Origin of the sequence: uncultured Caulobacter sp., from assembly GCF_937900395.1 — a bacterium.
Lineage (GTDB): Bacteria > Pseudomonadota > Alphaproteobacteria > Caulobacterales > Caulobacteraceae > Caulobacter.
This window is the reverse complement of record NZ_CALCDX010000151.1, coordinates 50,998-71,554: the sequence shown is the minus strand read 5'-3', so window position 1 is coordinate 71,554 and position 20,557 is coordinate 50,998. Positions and strand designations below refer to the sequence as shown.

Annotated in this window: 22 protein-coding genes; 6 read left to right on the top strand and 16 right to left on the bottom strand. The window is 69.7% G+C overall.

The features are described 5' to 3' along the window. Positions 1–8 precede the first annotated feature (8 nt). On the bottom strand, positions 9–2,345 hold the full coding sequence (locus tag Q0379_RS12575) for a heavy metal translocating P-type ATPase (protein WP_062099706.1): 2,337 nt from the start codon (positions 2,343–2,345) through the stop codon (positions 9–11). A gap of 387 nt (positions 2,346–2,732) precedes the next feature. On the opposite strand from Q0379_RS12575, the gene Q0379_RS12570 reads away from it, so the two are divergent. The 3 genes from Q0379_RS12570 (at position 2,733) to Q0379_RS12560 (ending at position 5,411) form a co-directional block, all read left to right on the top strand. Further along, on the top strand, positions 2,733–4,268 hold the full coding sequence (locus tag Q0379_RS12570; RefSeq protein WP_062099705.1) for a PAS domain S-box protein: 1,536 nt from the start codon (positions 2,733–2,735) through the stop codon (positions 4,266–4,268). Then, positions 4,258–4,881: a response regulator gene (locus Q0379_RS12565; RefSeq protein WP_066681842.1), complete on the top strand. Its 624-nt coding sequence runs from the start codon at positions 4,258–4,260 to the stop codon at positions 4,879–4,881. The genes Q0379_RS12570 and Q0379_RS12565 overlap by 11 nt, the downstream gene beginning before the upstream one ends. A gap of 80 nt (positions 4,882–4,961) precedes the next feature. Continuing rightward, positions 4,962–5,411 carry a response regulator gene (locus Q0379_RS12560; protein WP_062099703.1) on the top strand — a complete coding sequence of 150 codons (450 nt, stop codon included), beginning with the start codon at positions 4,962–4,964 and terminating at the stop codon, positions 5,409–5,411. Here the strand turns inward: Q0379_RS12560 and Q0379_RS12555 are convergent. The 15 genes from Q0379_RS12555 to Q0379_RS12485 form a co-directional block, all read right to left on the bottom strand. Continuing rightward, the gene (locus Q0379_RS12555) at positions 5,405–5,842 is read right to left on the bottom strand and encodes a DUF411 domain-containing protein (protein ID WP_062099702.1); all 438 of its coding nucleotides are present in this window, start codon (positions 5,840–5,842) and stop codon (positions 5,405–5,407) included. The two genes, Q0379_RS12560 and Q0379_RS12555, sit on opposite strands and share 7 nt — an antisense overlap. A gap of 64 nt (positions 5,843–5,906) precedes the next feature. Next, the gene (locus Q0379_RS12550) at positions 5,907–7,169 is read right to left on the bottom strand and encodes an MFS transporter (RefSeq protein ID WP_299009082.1); all 1,263 of its coding nucleotides are present in this window, start codon (positions 7,167–7,169) and stop codon (positions 5,907–5,909) included. Then, positions 7,160–7,945: a copper resistance protein B gene (locus Q0379_RS12545; RefSeq protein WP_156449520.1), complete on the bottom strand. Its 786-nt coding sequence runs from the start codon at positions 7,943–7,945 to the stop codon at positions 7,160–7,162. Before Q0379_RS12545 ends, Q0379_RS12550 begins: the two co-directional genes overlap by 10 nt. Before the next feature lie 179 nt (positions 7,946–8,124). Further along, positions 8,125–9,813, bottom strand: a complete 1,689-nt coding sequence (locus Q0379_RS12540) for a copper resistance system multicopper oxidase (protein WP_099538409.1) — start codon at positions 9,811–9,813, stop codon at positions 8,125–8,127. Between the two features lie 28 nt (positions 9,814–9,841). After that, on the bottom strand, positions 9,842–10,867 hold the full coding sequence (adhP, locus tag Q0379_RS12535; protein ID WP_062100020.1) for an alcohol dehydrogenase AdhP: 1,026 nt from the start codon (positions 10,865–10,867) through the stop codon (positions 9,842–9,844). Between the two features lie 22 nt (positions 10,868–10,889). Continuing rightward, the gene (locus tag Q0379_RS12530; protein ID WP_062100021.1) at positions 10,890–12,410 is read right to left on the bottom strand and encodes an aldehyde dehydrogenase family protein; all 1,521 of its coding nucleotides are present in this window, start codon (positions 12,408–12,410) and stop codon (positions 10,890–10,892) included. 154 nt (positions 12,411–12,564) lie between these two features. Further along, entirely contained in the window at positions 12,565–12,921 is a 357-nt protein-coding gene (locus Q0379_RS12525) for a hypothetical protein (protein ID WP_197425325.1), read from the bottom strand. A 121-nt stretch (positions 12,922–13,042) separates the two neighbouring features. Then, on the bottom strand, positions 13,043–13,489 hold the full coding sequence (locus Q0379_RS12520; protein WP_062100023.1) for a four-helix bundle copper-binding protein: 447 nt from the start codon (positions 13,487–13,489) through the stop codon (positions 13,043–13,045). 30 nt (positions 13,490–13,519) lie between these two features. Further along, the gene (locus Q0379_RS12515) at positions 13,520–13,921 is read right to left on the bottom strand and encodes a DUF1622 domain-containing protein (protein ID WP_299009069.1); all 402 of its coding nucleotides are present in this window, start codon (positions 13,919–13,921) and stop codon (positions 13,520–13,522) included. Then, a complete protein-coding gene (locus Q0379_RS12510) occupies positions 13,908–14,621 on the bottom strand; it encodes a cytochrome C (protein WP_231732075.1) in 714 nt (237 codons plus the stop codon). The genes Q0379_RS12515 and Q0379_RS12510 overlap by 14 nt, the downstream gene beginning before the upstream one ends. Next, positions 14,621–15,343: a hypothetical protein gene (locus Q0379_RS12505; RefSeq protein WP_062100026.1), complete on the bottom strand. Its 723-nt coding sequence runs from the start codon at positions 15,341–15,343 to the stop codon at positions 14,621–14,623. Before Q0379_RS12505 ends, Q0379_RS12510 begins: the two co-directional genes overlap by 1 nt. After that, entirely contained in the window at positions 15,343–17,241 is a 1,899-nt protein-coding gene (locus Q0379_RS12500) for a 2Fe-2S iron-sulfur cluster-binding protein (RefSeq protein ID WP_062100027.1), read from the bottom strand. Before Q0379_RS12500 ends, Q0379_RS12505 begins: the two co-directional genes overlap by 1 nt. A 17-nt stretch (positions 17,242–17,258) precedes the next feature. Then, a complete protein-coding gene (locus Q0379_RS12495) occupies positions 17,259–17,639 on the bottom strand; it encodes a hypothetical protein (RefSeq protein ID WP_066730188.1) in 381 nt (126 codons plus the stop codon). Positions 17,640–17,771: 132 nt separating this feature from the next. After that, positions 17,772–18,221 carry a heavy metal-responsive transcriptional regulator gene (locus tag Q0379_RS12490; protein WP_062098120.1) on the bottom strand — a complete coding sequence of 150 codons (450 nt, stop codon included), beginning with the start codon at positions 18,219–18,221 and terminating at the stop codon, positions 17,772–17,774. Between the two features lie 116 nt (positions 18,222–18,337). Beyond that, entirely contained in the window at positions 18,338–18,691 is a 354-nt protein-coding gene (locus Q0379_RS12485) for a hypothetical protein (protein WP_062098118.1), read from the bottom strand. Positions 18,692–19,145: 454 nt separating this feature from the next. Here Q0379_RS12485 and Q0379_RS12480 point away from each other — a divergent pair, with 454 nt between their 5' ends. The 3 genes from Q0379_RS12480 to Q0379_RS12470 are packed head-to-tail and all read left to right on the top strand — an operon-like array spanning position 19,146 to position 20,444. Further along, positions 19,146–19,433: a hypothetical protein gene (locus tag Q0379_RS12480; RefSeq protein WP_062098116.1), complete on the top strand. Its 288-nt coding sequence runs from the start codon at positions 19,146–19,148 to the stop codon at positions 19,431–19,433. A gap of 1 nt (position 19,434) precedes the next feature. Continuing rightward, positions 19,435–19,875, top strand: coding sequence for a periplasmic heavy metal sensor (locus Q0379_RS12475; RefSeq protein WP_062098114.1), 441 nt, complete (start codon positions 19,435–19,437; stop codon positions 19,873–19,875). After that, positions 19,872–20,444: an RNA polymerase sigma factor gene (locus tag Q0379_RS12470; protein ID WP_066685867.1), complete on the top strand. Its 573-nt coding sequence runs from the start codon at positions 19,872–19,874 to the stop codon at positions 20,442–20,444. The genes Q0379_RS12475 and Q0379_RS12470 overlap by 4 nt, the downstream gene beginning before the upstream one ends. Positions 20,445–20,557: the final 113 nt, after the last annotated feature.

Genomic DNA, 20,557 nt, shown 5'->3' with positions numbered 1-20,557 from the left:
GCGCATGCTCATATCTTCTGCCGATTGAGCCGCAGCGCGTTGGTGACCACGCTGACCGAGGACAGCGCCATCGCCGCGGCCGCGATGATCGGCGAGAGCAGGATGCCAAACAGCGGATAGAGCACGCCGGCCGCCACGGGCACGCCCGCGACGTTGTAGATGAAGGCGAAGACCAGGTTCTGGCGGATGTTGGACATGGTCGCCTGGCTCAGCCGCCGCGCCTTGACGATGCCGTTGAGGTCGCCCTTGAGGAGGGTGACGCCCGCGCTCTCGATCGCCACATCGGTCCCCGAGCCCATGGCGATGCCGACATCGGCCGCGGCGAGGGCCGGCGCGTCGTTGACGCCGTCTCCGGCCATGGCGACCACGCGCCCCTCGCGCTTGAGACGCGCGACGACGGCGCTCTTCTGGTCGGGCAGGACCTCGGCTTCCACTTCCTCGATGCCCAGACGCCGCGCGACCGCCTCGGCCGTGGTGCGGTTGTCGCCCGTCAGCATCACCACCCGGATGCCTTCGGCCTTGAGGGCGGCCAAGGCTTCGGGCGTGGTCGCCTTGACGGGGTCGGCGATGGCGAAGGCGCCGCCGACCCGGCCGTCGACGCCGATGAAGATCGCCGTGGCCCCGTCGCGGCGAAGGGCGTCGGCCTGCTCCGCCAGGGCCTCGGTCGCGACGCCCTCGTCGGCCAGGAACCGGGCGTTGCCGAGCACGATGCGGCGGCCCTCGACGGTTCCCAGCGCGCCGCGCCCGGTCGGGGAATCGAAATCGCTGACCTCGGCGACCGCGACGCCGCGCGCCTTGGCCGCTTCGACGATGGCCAGCGCCAGCGGATGTTCGGACGCCCGTTCGACGGACGCGGCCAGCCGCAGCAGTTCGACCTCGTCAAACCCCGCCGCGGGCACGACCTGCGTGACCGCCGGGCGGCCCTCCGTCAGCGTGCCGGTCTTGTCGACGACCAGCGTGTCGACCTTCTCCATATGCTCGAGCGCTTCGGCGTTCTTGATCAGGACGCCGACGCCCGCGCCCCGGCCGACGCCGACCATGATCGACATCGGCGTGGCGAGCCCCAGCGCGCAGGGACAGGCGATGATCAGGACGGCGACGGCGGCCACGAGTCCGTAGGCGAAGCGCGGCTCGGGCCCCCAGACGCTCCAGGCGATGAAGGCCAGGACCGCCACGCCGATGACGACCGGGACGAACCAGCCGGAGACCTGGTCGGCCATGCGCTGGATCGGCGCGCGCGAACGCTGGGCCTCGGCGACCATCTGGACGATGCGGGCGAGCATGGTGTCGCGACCGACCTTGTCGGCGACGATGACCAGCGCGCCGGTCTGGTTGAGCGTGCCGCCGATCACCTTGTCGTCCTTGGCCTTCGTGACCGGCATGGACTCGCCGGTGACCATCGACTCGTCCAGCGAGGAACGGCCGTCCTCGACCACCCCGTCGACCGGGACCTTTTCGCCGGGCCGCACGCGCAGACGATCCCCGACCGTCACCAGATCGAGGCTGACCTCCGCCTCCGACCCGTCCGCCGCGATGCGGCGCGCGGTCTTGGGCGCCAGATTGAGCAGCGCCTTGATCGCGCCCGATGTGCGCTCGCGCGCCCGCAGTTCGAGCACCTGGCCCAGCAGCACCAGCACGGTGATCACCGCCGCGGCCTCGAAATAGACCGCCACCACGCCGTCGGTGTTCTGGAACGCGGGTGGGAAGACCTGGGGCGCGAGCGTGGCGACGACGCTATAGATCCAGGCCACGCCCGTCCCCATGGCGATCAGCGTGAACATGTTGAGGTTGCGGGTCTTCAGCGAGGCCCAGCCACGCTCGAAGAACGGCCAACCGGCCCATAGGACCACCGGGGTAGCCAGGGCGAACTGGACCCATATCGAAACCGGCATCGGGATGATGTGATGCAACGCGGGGAATAGATGGCCGCCCATCTCGAGGATCAGCACCGGGATGCTGAGAGCCAGACCGACCCAGAAGCGGCGGGTCATGTCGATCAGCTCATGGCTGGGACCGGCGTCGGCGGTCACCGTCGCCGGTTCGAGCGCCATGCCGCAGATGGGACAGGCTCCGGGATGGTCCTGGCGGATCTCCGGATGCATGGGGCAGGTCCAGATGACGCCTTCGGGCGCGGCCGACGCGGCCGACGCGGCCGGCGCGCCGAGATAGCGGTCGGGATCGGCGATGAATTTGGCCCGGCAGCCCGCGCTGCAGAAGTGGTGCGGCTTGCCGGCGTGCTCGGCATGGTGCGCGGTCTTGGCCGGGTCCACGCTCATGCCGCAGACCGGGTCCTTCACCTGGTCGGCCGCCGGGGCGCCATGCGCCGTGGGCTTGGTCTCGTTCATCCGCGCGTTCCTTTCGCCAGCAGTCCTTGTAGGGTCTGAGATCGTGCCGGGGTCAATACGTACTCTCCTCAGACCCGCGGCTGGAGAGGGCAACAGGCCGCGAGGCGTTCGACAAGCCGCGCGGGCGCCAAGCAACGGCGCGGCCGCACTTTGCGCTGAAATTCTGAGGGGACCGGCCGGCCCGCGCGTAAACGCGATAGGACCCCGCGGATACAAGCGAGACCGTGACCCATGGATGCACTATCGGACCCGCGCGCGTGGGGGCTGAAGGCTGGCGCGCGGCGTTGTCGGGCGGCCTGCCGGTCCGGCCCCGCGGGGTGTCGCCAAGCTCGCGCTCGCGCCGCATCGCCGCGCCTGCGCGCCGCGGATCTGGCCTGAGCCGGCGGCATGCGCGACCAGGATCAAGGCCCCGAGGCGGGCGTGGCCGCCGTCGAGCAGCTTGCGCGGCTGTTTCTGCGCCAGGCCGGCGGCTATGTACTGACGCTGCTTGCCGCCTCGGGACGGGTCCTGAGCTACAATATCGGCGGCGAACGGATCGAATGCTGGTCAGCCGATCACGTCGTCGGCCAGCAGCACGATGTCTTCTATCCGCCCGATGAGATCCACGCCGGGCGTCCCCGGGCGGATCTCGCCGCGGCCTTGCGCGACGGCGTGCTGGAGCGCGAGGCCTGGCGGGTCTGCGAAAACGGCGCTGAATACCTCGCCCGCCTGACCGTCACGCCGCTGTTCGACGCGGGCGCGCATCGCGGCTTCGCCTGCATCGCCCGCGACATCACCGACGAGGCCGCGGTGCGCGCCTCCATCGAAACGCGCGAGCAGCATTTGCAATCGATCCTGGCGACGGTGCCGGACGCGATGATCATCATCGACGAGGCCGGCGCCATCACCTCGTTCAGCGCGGCGGCCGAGCGCCTGTTCGGCTATCGCGAGGCCGAGCTGATCGGCCGCAATGTCGCGTGTCTGATGCCCGAGCCGGACCATGGCCGGCACGACGCGTACATCAACCACTACCTGCAGACCGGCGAGCGCAGGATCATCGGCGTCGGCCGCGTCGTGGTGGGGCTGCGACGTGACGGGTCGACCTTCCCGATGGAGCTTTCGGTCGGCGAGGCGGGCGAGAACGGCCAGCGGCTGTTCACCGGCTTCATTCGCGATCTGACCGCCAAGGAGCAGGACGAACTGAAGCTGAAGGCGCTTCAGGCCGAGCTGGTTCATGTCTCCCGGCTGAGCGCCATGGGCACCATGGCCTCGACCCTGGCGCATGAACTCAACCAGCCTCTGGCGGCCGTCTCGCTCTATCTGGAGACGATCCGCGACATGCTGGAAGCCGAGCAGGGGGAACCCTTCGCCACCTTTCGCCGGGTCATGGACGAGGCCGCGCAGGAGACCCTGCGCGCTGGCCATATCGTGCGCCGCCTGCGCGACTTCGTGGCGCGCGGCGAGGTCGAGAAGAGCCTGCACGACCTGGCGCAGGTGATCGGCGACGCCGGCCAGCTGGCGCTCGTGGGCGCGCGCGAGCGGGGGGTGCGCAGCTTCTTCGATTTCGATCCGGCGGCCACGCCCGTCCTCGTCGATCGGGTGCAGATTCAACAGGTCCTGGTCAACCTTATGCGCAACGCCATCGAGGCGATGGCGGACACCCCGATCCGCGACCTGAGAATCGCCACGCGCCTGCGCGGCGACGGCCTGATCGAGGTCACCGTCGAGGATAGCGGGCCGGGCATCGCCGAGGACATCGGCGAGCAGCTCTTCACGGCGTTCGTCTCGACCAAGGCCGACGGCATGGGTCTGGGGCTCTCGATCTGCCGGACCATCATCGAAGCGCACGGCGGGCGGATCTGGGTCGAGGCGCCTGAGCGTGGCGGCGCCCGGTTCCATTTCACCTTGATCCACGCGGGGGCGGAGGAGGATTATGGGGGATAGGCGGATCATACACCTCGTCGACGACGAAGAGGCGATCCGGCGCGCGGCCGGGTTTGCGTTGAAGGCGGTCGGCCTTGGCGTTGAGACCTACGCCTCGGGTGTCGAATTTCTGGCCCGGGCCCGGCCCACGACCCAGGGCTGCGTCATTCTCGACGTGCGCATGCCGGCGATGGACGGCCTGGAGGTGCAGACCGCCATGGCCGAGCGCGGCATCCAGATGCCGGTGATCGTGCTGACGGGTCATGGCGATGTGTCGGTCGCGGTGCAGGCGATGAAGGCCGGCGCCGTGGATTTCCTCGAAAAGCCCTTCGAGAAGGCCGCTCTTCTCCATGCGGTCGAGCGAGCATTCGCGCGCATCGACGACGCCGACGTCCGCGCGATCGAGGCGTCGGACGCGCAGGTTCGCATCGCCAGCCTCACCCCTCGTGAGCGCGAGGTGCTGGAGGGCTTGGCCCAAGGCCATCCCAACAAGACCATCGCCTATGACCTTGGATGCTCGTCACGCACCGTGGAGGTGCATCGCGCCAGCCTGATGACCAAGCTGGACGTGCGCAACCTGTCCGAGGCGCTTAGGATCGCCTTCGCCGCCGGGATGGGCCGCAAACCCAAGTGACTGCGACGTTTACGTAGCGACCCGGAGGCGGCGGACATGCGACGGTCACCAGGCTTTCAACCGGATGCCTTCATCGCGCGATGTTATCGGTCAGTTCCTCGCCGCGCGATCGCCGCTATACGGTCCTCGTCTCCGACGATGATCCTGGCGTGCGACGCGGCCTCCTCCTCATGCTTCGAGCCCGCGGCTACACGGTGAGCGGCTACACCACGGGGAGCGCCCTTCTGGCTGATCCGCGCGCTAGGGAAGCCGATTGCGTGATCCTCGACTACCGGATGCCCGACATCGACGGCCTGACGCTCCTGGATCATCTCCGGCGCCAGGGCTGGCGCGGCGGCGCCATCCTGATCTCCGGCTTCTACGACGAGGATCTCGAGCAACGCGCGCGCGCGGCCGGCTTCGATCAGGTGATCCCCAAGCCGGTGATCGGCCGGGCGGTGCTCGAAGCCTTGCGTCAGGCAGTCGGGGATGTCGCGCGACGCGCATTGACCCGACGCCAGCCCATGGCCCTGACCGTTGGAGGTCAGTAGCGGGCGAAAACCCGCGCGCCGGCCGGCCCGAAGGCCACGACATCGTAGTGTTGCCGCGCCCCGCTCGGCGCCGCCATGCCCTCCGAGCCGATCGGCATGCCGCCGACGGCGAGCCCCTTCACGCCAGCCGGCCGGGCGGCCAGGAGACGCTTCACCTCGGCGACCGGCACATGACCTTCGATAACGAAACCGTCGATGATCGCGGTGTGGCAGGAGGAAAGCGCCGGCGGCAGGCCGGATTGGCGCTGCAGGCGCACGCGGGCGACCTGATCCCTGACGATGACCTTTCTGTCCAGTTTCGCACGGACGGCCTGGGCCCAGGCCTCGCAGCAACCACATCCAGGGTCGCGATAGAGCAGGATGTCGCCAGCCGCCAGCGCGGCGCTGGGCAAGGCGAGCAACAGCAGAACGGCGGCGAGGCGGATTTTCATGGGCGGACTCCTTGGCGTGAAGCTGGGCGCGTGGCGGACGCGGCTCTCGGACGTGGCGGCGCTGTCACGCCCTTTCCCCGGCTGGATGGACCGGTGTCGCCGTCCGGCGCCATATCGCCGGCAGAAGCGCGAGCAGACCGAGCGACAGCCAGCCGATCGCTTCGACGACGGCCGCTTGCCGATGGGGTGACACGACGGCGAGCGACATGGGCGCCAGCGCCTGGCCGAGGCTCGCGGCTGTATGCTGCAGCCCAAGCATGACTCCAGAGGGCCGCATGGGGCCGCTGATCCAGAAGCTCGTGACCAGCCGAAGACTGGCTGAGCTCCAGCCGGCGACGGCGATGAGACCGGCCATTTCGACCACGGTCGTTCCAAACCGAAAGAGAAACAGCGACAGGGCTAGAAGCGCGAGCGTGAGGCAGGCCAGGCGTCGAGGCGCGGTCACCAGCCAGGTGACGCGGGTGTGGAAAAGCTGAGCCGCCAACATCGCCAGCCCGCAGAGACTGAGCATCCCGGCGATCGCCTCGCGGCTCAGCGCGCCCTCGGAGCGGGTCACGAGCAGACTGACATGCATGGCGGCGAGTCCGCCGCCGCCGACGATGGTGACAAGCAGGAGGACAAGCGTGACGACGCGCGGCGGGGCTTGCAGGCGACGTCCCTCGAGACGGGCGGCACAGCGGGCCGGCAAGCGCACAATGCCGGTCGTCAGCGCCAGCGCCAGCACGGCGATGACGAGCGCGAGCACCAACAGCGGCGTGCGGGGAAAGAGCGACGCGGACGCTTCGGCGAGCAGGGGGCCGAACAGGTCGCCAAGAAACATGAAGGCCGTCAGCCAGGTGAAACGCCTCGCCTGCTCGTCCCGGCCACCGGGTGCGAAGTTCGTTGACAGCAGCGCCAGCGGGATGATGGCGGCCGCGGACAGCCCAGCCAGCAAGCGAAGTCCATACAGCATGGGGAGCGGGACCGCCCCGACCGGCGCGGTCGCCAGCGCGAGGACGACCAGGGCCGTGCGCAGAATGATCCGGTAGTCGATGCGGTCGGCGAGCCATCCCCAGAGCGGCGCGAAGACGAGCGCCGCCAGCGGGTGGGCCGCCGTCAAACTCGCGACATGGACATCGTGGATGCGCAGCGCCAAGTCGGCCTGGCCTCCGTCGACGAGGGTCGGGAGAAAGGCGAGGACGGCGGTCTGGCCCGCAGACGCCGCAGCGACCGCGAGAAGCAACAGGATCGACGCAGCCGTCTGGCTCCGGCCAGGGCTATCGTCCGCCGCAGAACACGTCAGGCCGTCTTCCGGTCGCCAAGGCGCCGCGCAGCGCCTCACCACCATGATCGCAAGCCGACAACCACCCGATGCTCGGCCGGGCGCTGGCGATCGGCACGTCGGAAGTCGGCGGTGTCGTCCAGCGCCCGCTCCCAGACGAAGCCGACATAGGGCGCGAATTTCCGCGAGACCTCGTAGCGCAGCCGAGCGCTCAGCTCGACGTTGCTGAAGCCGCCGCCGAGCTCACGGTCGGTCGAGCGCTTGGAATAGAGGTTGGTTTCGACCTGCGGGGTCAGGATGAGGCGATTGGTGAAGCGGACCTCGTAGGCGCCCTTGGCGCGGGCGCCGAGGCGGCCGTCGTCGCCGACGTAGCCGGTCAGCTGGACATCGAACCAGTAGGGCGCCAGGCCCTCGACGCCGGCGGCGAGCCAAGTGGTCGCCCCCTTGCCGAGATCCTGACGAACGCCCAGCAACGTGCCCCAGAACGGGCTCTTGCTGCGCCACCACAGCGCCTCGACGCTGCTCTCCGGATCGAGGCGATCCTTGGAGTTCTTGAGGCCCTGGCTGCGCAGCCAGAGCTTGCTGTCGTCCTGGCCCTGGGTGACGAGGACGGTCCAGCCGACGCCCTGCCCCTCGTTGCCGCTGGCGAACTCCAGTTCGTCAACGAGAACCTTGGGGATCGACAGCTTGTCGGCCATCTCGTAGCCCGGCAGCGTCGAATTGCGATAGCCGTCCGCATAGTCGTCGGAGTTGCGGGCGTCCGGCGGAGCCTTGCCGCCCTGCATCCGTCCCATGTCCATGGTCATGCCGCCGGCGGGCGTCCCCGCGCCGGACATATCCATGCCGGACATATCCATGCCCGCGTGATCCGCAGGCGCCGCGGGGGAGGCCGTTGGGGCCGGGCTCGGCGGCGGTGGCGCGGCGTGCTGATGGGGGGCGTCCTGGGCGATTGCGGGCGCGGCCACGGCCGAAACGCTCAGAGCCAAGGCGAGCAGAGACGCTCGCGAGAGGGCCAGACGGGTCATGCGACGACCACCTCCCGGAACATGCCGGCCGCCATGTGGTAGAGCAGATGACAGTGGAAGGCCCATCGCCCCATGGCGTCGGCGGTGACGCGAAAGCTGATCCGCTGGGCGGGCTGGACCACCACGGTATGCTTGCGGACCTGGAACGCGCCGTCCGGGCCTTCGACATCGCTCCACATGCCGTGGAGGTGCATCGGGTGGGCCATCATCGTGTCGTTGACGAGAACGATGCGCAGCCGCGCGTTCGGCTTGAAGTGGAGCGGACGGGAATCGTTCAGCTTGATCCCGTCCAGCGTCCAGATGAAGCGCTCCATGTTGCCGGTGAGGTGCAACTCGATCTCACGCTCCGGCTCGCGAGGATCCGGATCGCCGCCGGGCGTGCGAAGGTCGGCCAGGGTCAGCACCCGCCAGGACCGCTCGCGCAGGCCCGCGCCGGGATCGTCGAGATTGGTGCGCGGATAGTCGACGCGCATGTCGGTGTTGGCGCCGTACTCGGTGCGCGCGTGACGCGCCTTCGGGGGCGTGTCCGCCATGCCGTGGCCGGCGTGTTCGCCGCCCATGGCGGCCATGGCGCCCATCATGTCGACCGGATCGAGCCAGGTCCGCGCATCGAGCGCCGGCGTCGGCGCCGTCATGCCGGGCGCTGGGGCGATGACGCCGCGGGCGAAACCCGTCCGGTCGATCGATTGGGCGAAGATCGTTCGGGCGCCCTCGGGCATGACGAACTCGACATCGTAGGTTTCGCCCGGTCCGATCCGGAACTCCTCGACCGTCACCGGCTCCACCGGCTGGCCATCGGTCGAGACGACGGTCAGCGGGACCCCAGGAAGGCGCACGTCGAAGAAGGTCGCCGTCCCCGCCCCCACGAACCGGAGGCGAACTCGCTCGCCGGGGGCGGCGATCGCCGTCCAATTCCCGGCCGGCGGCGTTCCGTTCATCAGGTAGGTGTAGGTGGCGGCGGAAACGTCGCTGTAGTCGGTCGGGTTCATCCGCGACCGGTTCCACATCCGCCGCCGCGCGAGGGCCTCGCCGAACCCCAGCTTGCCCACATCCTTGAGGAAGTCTCCGGCGGTCGGCTGCGCGAAATTGTAGTAGCTGCTCAGCTTCTTGAGGTTCGTGAAGATCTGCAGCGGCGGTTCGTCCGACCAGTCGCTCAGCAGGATGGCGTAGTCCCGATCGGGCCCAGGTCCGGTCGGCGCGCGCGGCTCGACGATGATCGCGCCATAAAGCCCGGTTTGCTCGGCCAAGGTGTGCGCGTGATACCAGTAGGTGCCCGCCTGACGCAGCTCGAAGCGATAGGTGAAGGTCTCGCCGGGCGCGATCCCGGGAAAGCTGATGCCTGGTACGCCGTCCATCTCGGCGGGCAGGATGACCCCGTGCCAGTGGATGCTGGACATCTCCTTGAGGCGGTTGCGGACGCGCAGGGTGACGGTGTCGCCCTCGCGCAATCGCAGCACGGGGGCGGGCACGGCGCCGTTCACCGCCGTGGCGATCCGACGCTTGCCGGTGAAGTTGACCGGCAGTTCGGCGATCTCGAGATCGAATTCGGTCCCGCGCAATTCGGCGGTCGCGGCGGCGGCGGGGCCCGCCAGCAGCGCCGGCGAAACTCCGGCCACCGCCCCGCTGACCGCCAGGCCCTGGACGAAGCGGCGCCGTGTGGCCGGCAAGGTAGGACTGTCGAACATGGTTTGCTCGCGGTTCGTCGCGGGGGGATTAGGCGAGGTCGAGGACGATGCGGCCCTCGATGTCGCCGTGGTGCATGCGCGCGAAGACGTCGTTGATCTTCTCGAGCGGTTCGGTGTGGACAGTCGCGTGAACCTTGCCCTCGCCGGCGAAGGCCAGCGCCTCCATCAGGTCGAGCCGGGTGCCGACGATCGAGCCGCGGACGGTGACGCCGTTGAGCACGGTGTCGAAGATCGACAGCGGAAAATCGCCGGGCGGCAGGCCATTGAGGGCCACCGTGCCGCCGCGCCGGACCATGCCGAGCGCCTGCTGGAAGGCCTTGGGCGAGACGGCGGTGACGAGGACGCCCTGCGCGCCGCCGATCGCCGCCTTGATCGCGGCGGCGGGATCCTGCTCTCGGGCGTTGACGGTCACGGCCGCGCCAAGGCGTGTCGCCAGATCGAGCTTGCGGTCGTCGATGTCGACCGCCGCCACGTTGAGCCCCATCGCCTTGGCGTACTGCACGGCCATGTGACCCAGGCCGCCGATGCCGGAGACCACGACCCACTCGCCCGGCTTGGCCTCGGTCGCCTTCAGTCCCTTGTAGACGGTAACGCCCGCGCACAGGATCGGCGCGATGTCGATAAAGCCGACATTGTCCGGCAGGTGGCCGACATAGTTGGGGTCGGCGAGGACGTATTCGGCGAAGCTGCCGTTGACCGAATAGCCGGTGTTCTGCTGGCTCTCGCACAGGGTCTCCCATCCCCCCAGGCAATGCACGCAATGGCCGCAGGCGGTGTAGAGCCACGGCACGCCGACCCGGTCGCCCTCCTTGACGTGGGTGACGCCCGACCCGACAGCGGCGACGTGACCGACGCCTTCATGGCCAGGAATGAAGGGCGGGTTCGGCTTCACCGGCCAATCGCCCTCGGCGGCGTGCAGGTCGGTGTGACAGACGCCGGTGGCGGCGATCTTCACCAGGATCTGTCCGGGACCGACCGTGGGGATCGGCGCTTCCTCGATCACCAGCGGCGCGCCGAATTGGCGGACGACAGCCGCCTTCATGGTCTTGGCCATGGCTGTGCTCCTTTGCGAGGGATCAGAAGAGACCAAGGCCGTGCTCGTCGTAGGAGACGAGCAGGTTCTTGGTCTGCTGGTAGTGATCGAGCATCGCCTTGTGGGTCTCGCGTCCGAACCCCGAGGCCTTGTAGCCGCCGAAGGCGGCGTGGGCCGGATACTGGTGATAGCAGTTGGTCCAGACCCGTCCGGCCTCGATGGCGCGGCCGAGGCGATAGGCGGTGTTGCCGCTGCGGCTCCAGACGCCGGCGCCCAGACCATAGGGGGTGTCGTTGGCGATCGCGATCGCCTCGTCGAGGGTCTTGAAGGTCGTCACCGACAACACTGGGCCGAAGATCTCCTCCTGGAAGATCCGCATGCTGTTGTCGCCGACGAAGACGGTCGGCTGCACGAAATAGCCCCCGTCGAGTTCGCCTCCGGGCAGCGCCCGCGCGCCGCCGATCAGGCATTGCGCGCCCTCGTTCTTGCCGATCTCGATATAGCCGAGGATCTTGCGCAGCTGGTCTTCGGACGCCTGGGCGCCCAGCTGGGTCGCGGGGTCGAGCGGGTCGCCCTGACGGATCGCCGCCACGCGGGCCACGGCCCGCTCCATGAACCGGTCGAAGATCGATTCATGGATCAGGGCGCGCGAGGGACAGGTGCAGACCTCGCCCTTGTTGAAGGCGAAGAGCGTGAACCCTTCCAGCGCCTTGTCGAAGAAGGCGTCCTCCTCATCAAGGACGTCGGCCATGAAGATGTTGGGCGACTTGCCCCCGAGCTCCATCGTCTGCGGGATCAGGTGATCGGCCGCGGCGTGCATGATCGCCTTGCCCGTGACCGTCTCGCCGGTGAACGAGACCTTGGCGATCCGCGGGTTGGCGGCGATCGCCTGGCCGACGGTTCGGCCGGGCCCGGTCACGACGTTGAGCACGCCCGGCGGCAGGATGTCGGCGGTGAGTTCGGCGAGCATCATCAGCGTCAGGGGCGTCTGGGACGCTGGCTTGATGACCGTGCAGTTGCCGGCGGCCAGCGCGGGCGCGATCTTCCAGGCCGCCATCAGCAGGGGGAAGTTCCAGGGAATGATCTGGCCGACCACGCCAAGCGGCTCGCGGAAATGGTAGGCGATGGTGTCGGCGTCGATCGTCGAGATCGCGCCTTCCTCGGCCCGGATGCATCCAGCGAAATAGCGGAAGTGATCGACCGCGAGCGGCACGTCGGCGCCGCGCGTCTCGCGGATCGGCTTGCCGTTGTCGAGCGTCTCGGCGAGCGCCAGCAGGTCGAGGTTCTGCTCCAGGCGATCGGCGACCCGGCTCAGCAGCCGGGACCGCTCGGCCGGCGACAACCGCGCCCAGCCGGCCTTGGCGCGATGGGCGGCGTCGAGCGCCAGTTCCACGTCGGCCGGACCCGACAGGGCGAACTCGGCGATCCGGTCGCCATTGATCGGGCTGTGGTCGGCGAAGTACTCGCCCGTGGTCGGGGCCGACCAGGCGCCGCCGATGAAGTTGTCGTAGCGCGCCTTGAACAAGGGCGCGGCGCGCATCGTCTCGATGGCCTTGTGGAACATCGCTTGGCTCCCTGCTGGTGACGACGAGCCTAGTGGCGGGCGCGGCCGAGGATATCCGTAGATGTCACATCGCCTGGCGGCGCCCGGACGTGAAAGAACCTGCCGGGCGTGCTCGCCCGGCAGGTTCTTCGGCGCGTCGCGGCTTGAGCGGGCGTTACATGTCCTTCATGGGCATGGCGGGATCCTTGGCGTCCTTGGGAGCCATGGGTTTGCCTTTCGGGGCCATCGGCTTGTCCATGCAGCAGCCCTTCATGGGCTTCTTGGCGGCGGGATCCTTGGGCGGCGTGGCCGGCATGTTCGCCATCCCCTGTTGATGGTCCTTCATCATCTGGTCGTGCATCTGCTGGCCGCCATGGTCCATGCCCTGCATGTGGGCGTGGTCCGGCGGGGTCTGGGCGGAGGCGGCCGGCGCGGGCTGGGTCTGGGCCTTGGGCGCGGGGCCGTCGGCGAATGCGGCGGTCCCCATGGCCAGAAGGCCGACAGCGCCGGCCACGACTGCGATCTTGCGCATCATTTCTGATCTCCAACTTATGACGTTCGCGTCCGATGGCGTCGTCTGCATCTCTAACGGCGTGACGCTTGCAATGCCCGCAATTGGCGGCCGCGCGTATACGTAAGGTCCGAAGGCGCGGTCAGCGCGACATCTGTCGGCAGCCCGCGGCGCACACCCTGCACGTCTCGGCGCACTGGGCCATCGGGGCGTCGGCGCGGGGTTTCGAACAGGCCGCCGCGCACAGGTCGCAGGCTTCGGCGCAGGCGCGGCAGAGCACCGGGTGCAGGGCCGAGCCGCGGAGCATGGAGTTGGCGGTCGCCTGGCACAGCTCGGCGCAGTCGGTGAGCATGGCGATCAGGTCGGGGGCGGCGAGCGCGCCGCCTTGACCGAGGGCGTAGGCGGCGGTCTCAAGGCACCGGCGATGGGAAGCCAGGCAGTGATCGATGCAGTCGCTCATCGACATCGCCATGCCGGGCATGGCGTCCATGCCCTTCATGTCGTGGGCCTGGGCGGCCGCCGCGGCGGGCTGGGCGGCGCCGGCCGCCAACAGGGCGGCTCCCGTGAGCAGGTCTCGTCGTTGCAGCATGTCAATCTCCCGGCGGGTGGGCGGGTCTGGTCAGACCCGCGGTGAGGAAGGTTCGCGGCCCGTGGCCCTGGCCATGCGCGTGTCCTCCCAGGGCCAGTGGCCGTTGATCTCGACGCCGAGCGAGATGCTAAGGAAGGTGCGCACGAAGACCAGACCGGCCAGGACGATGAGATCGTCCAAGGTCGGGTTGACGACGAGCGACTTGACGATGTCGCCGGCGACCAGGAATTCGAGGCCAAGAAGGATGCTTCGGCCGAGGGCGGACCGGAACGCGCCATAGGCCTTGGCCCGGTCGCCCGATCGGGCCCGCAGGGCGAACAGGATCGTCGCCAGCGCCGCGCCGCTGAGGATGGTCAGCGTGCCCGCCAGCTCGAGGATGATCACCGCGAGCCTGAAGAAGGCGCTGAGCCAGCCGGACTCAATGGTGATCATACCAGCCTCGGCGGCGGATGTTGTTGAAGCTGTCGGTGGTGTGACAGGCGTAGCATTGTTCGACGCGCGCCTTGGAGCCGGCGGCGCGCTGGGAGACCATGCTGAAGTGCTCCATGAAATGACTGGGCGGCGCGGTGTGGCACTCCGAGCATTGCGTCGAGCTGACCGACGGATGCCGGAAGTTGGGAACCTTCCAACTGCTGGTCGCGTGGCAGCTGGCGCAGTCCTGGCCGAAGAGTCCCAGATGCGGATCGCGGACGGAATGGCAGCTTGCGCAATTGAGCGCGGCTTCGGGCGGCAAGGCGTGCGGATTGGGTGGCGAAACAGCCGGCCCTCGCCACACCGCCGGATCGAGCAACGCCTGATGGTCCATCTTCACGATGGCGCGCGCGCCTTCGTGCTCGACGTGGCAAGCCGTGCACTCCTTGGCCTGGGCATGGAACTGGGTCGACTGTTTGTTTCCGAAATCGGTGCTCGCGTGGCAGGCGACGCAGGTCTTGCTCTCCACGCCCTTGAGAGGCGTGTGGCAACTGGCGCACTGCGCGCCGAAGGCTTGGTGGGCCGGCGACAGGGGGCCTGGCGCGACAAGCTGAGCCACCGGTCCGGCGCCGGGCGGCGCGCTTGTCTGCATCATCGCCGCGACGCCCAGCAGCGCCAGGCCGGCGGCGACAAAGATCCAGTAGAGGAGGCGGTCCCGCATCATAGCCAGCGCAGCCCGAAATAGATGGCCGCGGCGATGTGCAAAAGCAGCACCAGGTAGACCAGCGCCCCCAGGACAGCGTGCAGCCACCGCCAACGCGACAACAGCCGGTTGGTCGCACCCTCCGCGCGGATGGCGAACTCGGTGTCGGCCAAGGCCGCGGCCAGGGCCTCGGCCCCATCGGGCGGCGGCGCCGGCGGTTCGCCGGCGACGAAGAACAGCCGCTTCCAGCGGGAAAGCGCAACGGCCGCCGCCGTCGGCGCCGGGGGCGCCGGTAGGTGGAGATACGCCGCTTGCAGGGACGCCAGCTCGGAGCGGCGGCCGCGCAGGGCCCGCGCCGTCTGCGCCAGCAGGTAGCGGCCGACGAAGCCGCTGAGGACCGTCAGCAGCACAAGGCCGGTCAGCGTTAGGCCGACGGGGCTGCCGAACTTGTGGGCGGCATGAACCAACCCCAGGATCGGAGCCAGCACGCCCGCATACACATGCAGGGCCAGCAGCGTCGGCTTGCTGACGAACCGGCCTGTCCACCGTTCCGCCGCCTTGACGTGCTTGACCACCACATAGGGCAGGGTCAGCAGCATGAGGACGGCGGCGACGACGCCGATGACGCCGCCGACCAGGCTGCCGGGAAAGCGCGGCGCGACGTGCAGGACGTAGCCCAGCGGAAAGAGCAGCAGGAAGGCCACAAGCAGGCCGACGGCCATGTCGCCGCGCTCGCGCATCAGGCCTCCACCACGAGCGGCTGGCCCGTGCTCTTGGCCTGGCAGGCCAGGATGTAGCCCTTGGCCTTGTCGGCGGGATCCAGGCCGGTCTCCACCGCCATGGTGACCTCGCCCGAAATCAGCCGGGTGACGCAGACGCCGCATTCACCCGAGCGGCAGGCATAGGGGATTTCCACCCCCGCGCCCTCCGCGGCTTCCAGGACGGTCTGGCCGGCGGGGAGCGGGGCCGACACGCCCGCCACGGAAAAGGTGATGGTGGCCGCGGCGACCGCCGGCGTGGGGGGCGCGACGACGCTCGGGGATGACGGCGCGGGGGGCGGCGCCTTGACCTCGAGCTCGGCCGCGTCGGCGGGCAGCGACGCGGGCCCGAAGGCTTCGGTGTGAAGTTGAGCGTCCGGGACGCCCAGAGCGGCCAGCTCCCGGCGCATCGCGGCCATCATGCCCGGCGGCCCGCACATGTGAATGCGGCGGCGGGCGATGTCTGGGACCGCGTCGAGCAGCATCTGGCGGGTGAGCGGGCCTTGCGGCCCCAGCCAGACCGTGCCGGCCGAGCGTCGCATGGCCGCCATCACGTGCAGATTGGAGAACCGCCGCTCGAGCCGCTCGAGCTCCTCGCGGAAGACGAATTCGTCGGTCGAACGGGCGCCGTACAGGAAGAAGATCTCGCCCGACCAAGCCGTGTCGGTCAGGTAGCGCAGGACCGACATCATGGGGGTGATGCCGACCCCGCCGGCGATCAGCACGATGCTGTCGGCGTCGGTTCCGGTGAAGGTGAACGCGCCGAAGGGGCCCGTCGTCTTCAGCAGGTCGCCGACGGCGACCTTGTCGTGCAGAAAGCACGACACGACGCCCTGCTCCTCGCGCTTGACCGTTAGCTCGACATAGGCGCGCTGCGTCGGCGAGGAGGCGATGGTGTAGGATCGCCGCGAGGGCTTGCCATCCACCGGCTCCACCTCGACCTGGAGAAACTGGCCGGGCAGAAAATCGAAGGGCAGCCGATCGGCGGCCGGGTCGGCCAGCCGGAAGGTCTGAATCGTCGGCGTCTCCCGCACGATCTGGACCACCCGCAACGGGCCAGACCAGCTCCTGGGCTTGCGCAGCGACGCCCCGGCGGGCGGCGCGGCGTTGCTCGGCGTGAGCGTTTCAGCGCCCGGCTCAACGGCCGCCGCCTGGCGTGGCGAGGCCGTCGCGGTCGCCGGGGCGGGCGCGGGGGCCGTCGACCCGCCGGCGTCGACGATCTTGCGGACCCGCCGCAGGCGCGCGACCTGCAGGCCCAGCAGCATCGCGCTGACCGTCGCCAGGACGAACATCAGCATGAAATGGGGCGGCGAGACGCCGAGCCACCGGATCGGCGCCGCGTGCGGCGGCGCGCCCAGGCTCATCTGATCCCGAAACCAGCTGATTGCCGCCGGCTGCGGGGACGCGCCGCGGTCGAGGGCGGCGAGCGCGGCCGATCCGCTCGCGAAGAGGTCGCTTGCTTCACGCAGGCGCCGCGCCGCGCTCGCCCGGGCGGCCGGATCTTCGGACCGCGCGGCGGCGGAGGCCTCGGCGGCCATGGCCAGTCCGCGCTCCACGCGCGCTTGGGCCTCGCCCATCAACCGGTTGCGCCCCTCGGCGCTGAGCGACGGGGCGGCGAGCAGTTGTGAGACGAAGGGCGTGCGCCGGGCGCCATGCTCGCCTTCGCCCTCCATCATCTCGTCCATCATTCCGCTCATGCCGGCTGCCGCGGGGCTCGGCGCGGCGCCCATGACGCCGGCGTCCGCCATCGCGCCGCCTTGCGCGCCCGGATGGTGGGCCGCGTGCTCGTCGCCTTCCTGGGCGATGGCCGCCGTCGAAAGCAGAAGGCAGGCGGCGGCCAGACCCAAGCTCCATCCCTGTCGGCTGGTCGTCCCGCGCATCGGGCTTGCCCTCGTCTTCACATGTCCTTCATCGGAGCCGATGGGCTCATCGGCGCGGCGTCGGGTTGGGGCGTCGTCCCCGTGGCCGCGCCGCCCTGGCGCATGGCGTGGTGATCCATCTCCTGACGATGATGGCGTTCCATCGTCGCCGCGTCGTGATCGGCGTCATGTTGCCCGGCGGCGTTGTTCGAAGGCGCCGTCGAGCCGCCGACGCCGGGATCCGGATCGGCGGCGCTGGGGACCGGGGCCGCGGCGGGCGACGGGGCCGGGGCCTGGACCGAGGCCGCGGGCGGCGGGGGCTCAGCGCCCTTGTCGCCGCAGGCGGTGAGGGCGAGCGCCGCGGCGCCGATCACAAGCGCCTGGATGGGCGCGCGAAGTGTGTGGCGGATGTCGATCATGGCAAGTTCCTCCCTGGAGATCATGGGCTCGACACCGATGGCCTTCGCCGCGGACGGGCGCGCCAGGGGCGAGCGGTGGAGCCGGCGAGGTCGCCGGCCAAGGATTGACGTGTCGCCGCGCGCCCGGGCGGGTCAGAGCGCCTCCCGCGGTGCGTCGCCGCGGGCGTCCGACCGCCGGACCCGTCTTTCGGCGAGGAAGGCCAGGATCGGACAGTCCGAGGCCGCCACGTCCATCGGGCAATCGTCGGCCAGCGCGCTGAGCACGTCACGGATATCCGACAGCCGCTGAATGCGGCGTTCGGCGTCGCGGATCTTCTCGCGGGTGATCTCCAGCACCGCCGACGCCTTGGCGGTGTCGGAGGCTTGAAGCGCGAGCAGGTCGGCGGTTTCGGCGAGCGTGAAGCCGAGCTCCTGCGCGGCCCGGATGAAATGGAGCCGCAGGAGGTCGGCGTCCTCATAGACACGGTAGCCGGCGCCGGTCCTGCCCGGATCGCGCAGCAGGCCGGTGCGCTCGTAGTACCGGATCGTATCGCGCCGCACGCCGGCGGCTGCGGCGAACGCGCCGATCTTGAAGGTCGTCATGATACTCGTCGCCTCGCTCGTTGGACGAAAGCCCAAGGTCAGCGGAGGGGCGCGCGCGCCGGTCGCTCCGGCGAGACGGCGTGGGCCATCCCGCCGCTGGCGAACCGATCGCCCGCTCAGTTCTTGCGCAGCTCGACGATGTCGTGCTTGGCCGGCGTACCGTCGGCGACCGTGACATGGGCGAAGTGGTCGTCGAAGACGTGGTCGATCTTCACGTGCCCGACGAGGTCGCGCCGATAGGACGGCGGGGCCTTGTTGGGCCCCGGCAGCTGCTTGACGCGGTAGACTTCCAGGGTCTGGCCGACCTCGGCGCCGTCCGCCTTGCCGATGCAGATCACGGTGCCGTTGCTGTCGTTCGCGACGATCGAGCCCTTCATGAAGAAGGTGTGGCCGCTCCCTTGCGCCAGAACCGGCGTTGCAACGAGCATCGCGATGCCGGCCAAGCCGGCGATGACGGACGTCTTGATCATCTTTGACTCCTTAGATGAATAGGTTTGAAGATGAGTAGATGCGTCGCCGTTTGATCTTCGACGGGAAGAAGTTGTTCTTCGAGTCCAGGACTAGGGTCCTACGTCCCGGGTCGGAATACGTAGATTCCGAAGCGCAGGTTTTGGCCCTCGTCTCGCGCGACGGGGCGCCAGGCCGCGGCGGCGATCGCGCCGCTCCGAACCTCGGCCGTCCTGGGCGCGGGCGCGTCCCCCCGGGGGGCGATCGCCATGCGGGGCCGGGGCGTGCGTGGCTTTCACCCGCACCCGAGCGTCGCCAGCGGCCCAACACCTGTGGATCCGTGCGGACGTTTTCAGCATATGGTTTTTCTCCGCGTCGTGCGCCGGACGCACGGCCGGCCCGGGGGCGCGTCGCGCCTGAGGTGAGGGGTTGGACCGCGGGCCGCGTATGTAGGCGTGCAGAGTCAGGGGATCGACGATGAGCGACCAGCTCGACGAACTTTTCGAGGCGTTGCGGGGCCAGCCGCACGCCCAGCTGCCCGGCCTGGAAGGCCAGGTGTGGGCCAGGATCGACAGCTGGCGCGACGGCCGGCGCGCGGCGAACGCGCTCGTGCCGCTGCGCGCGGCCTCGGTGGTGGCGGCCCTGGGCCTGGGCATGGTCGGCGGCAGTCTCGCGGCCAACGCCGCCGCGCGCGCCCCCTCCGAGATCTCGGCGTTTTCGGTCGACGCGCACCTGGCGCCGTCGACCCTGCTCGGCGGGCGCTGACATGCGCCGGATCTCGCGCGGGGCGGCCCTGACCGTCGTCCTGGCGCTGCTGGCCGGGATCGCCGGCGGCTGGCTCGGCTCGGGCCGGTTCTTGCCGATGCATCACGCCCAGTCGCTGCACGAGATGGTTCACCACGAGCTGAAGCTCAGCCCGGATCAGGATCGCCGGCTCGAGGCGCTCGAACAGGATTTCGCCGTGCGTCGCCGCGCCCGGGAGGCCGAGCTGCGCGCGGCCAACGCCCAACTGGCCGCCGCCATCCAGGCGCGCCACGAATACGGGCCCGAGGTCGAGGCCGCGGTCGAGCGTTTCCATGTCGCCATGGGGGCGCTGCAGCTGGAGACGGTCCAGCACGTCCTGGCGATGCGTAAGGTGCTGACCCCCGAGCAGGCGGCCAAATTCGACCGCCGCGTCAGCGAGGCGCTCACGAACGAGACGCCGTGACCGCCGGCCTTGGCGAGGACGAGGACGGCGCGCTGGCCAGGCGCGCGGCGCGCGGCGACGAGCGCGCCTTCAGCACGCTGATGCGGCGTCACAAGGGCGCCTTGCACGCCTTCGCCCGGCGCCATGTCGGCGACTCCGAAGCCGCCCACGAGGTGGTGCAGGAAAGCTTCGTGGCCGCCTGGAAGGCGCTGGATCGCTATGATCCGACCCGGCCGTTCGGCGCCTGGATGCGGGCCATCGTCCTGAACAAGTGCCGCGACCGGGGGCGTCGCCTGCTGGTTCGGCGGCTGATCCTGGGCGAGCGGTCGATCGACGCGCCAGGCGCGCCCGATCCCGCCGACCCCGCGCCGGGCCCCGAGGCGGCGAGTCTGCGCGCCGAACAACTGTCGCGCCTGGAGGCGGCGATCGCGCGCCTGCCCGACCAGCTCAAGGAGCCGCTGATCCTCACCTATCTGGAAGGCTATTCACAACAGGACGCCGCGGCGGTCCTGGGCGTCAGCGTCAAGACCATCGAGATGCGCGCCTATCGCGCCCGCAAGCGGCTGGCCGACTGGCTGGTCGATCCCTGACTTTTTTCGCCCGCCGGCGAGGGGGGCGACGGTTTGGCGCGTAGCCACCTATAGATCGCGTCGCGGCCGTCCCTCACGGCCTGCCGCCGGCGCGTCATCGTCAAAGGGCTGTC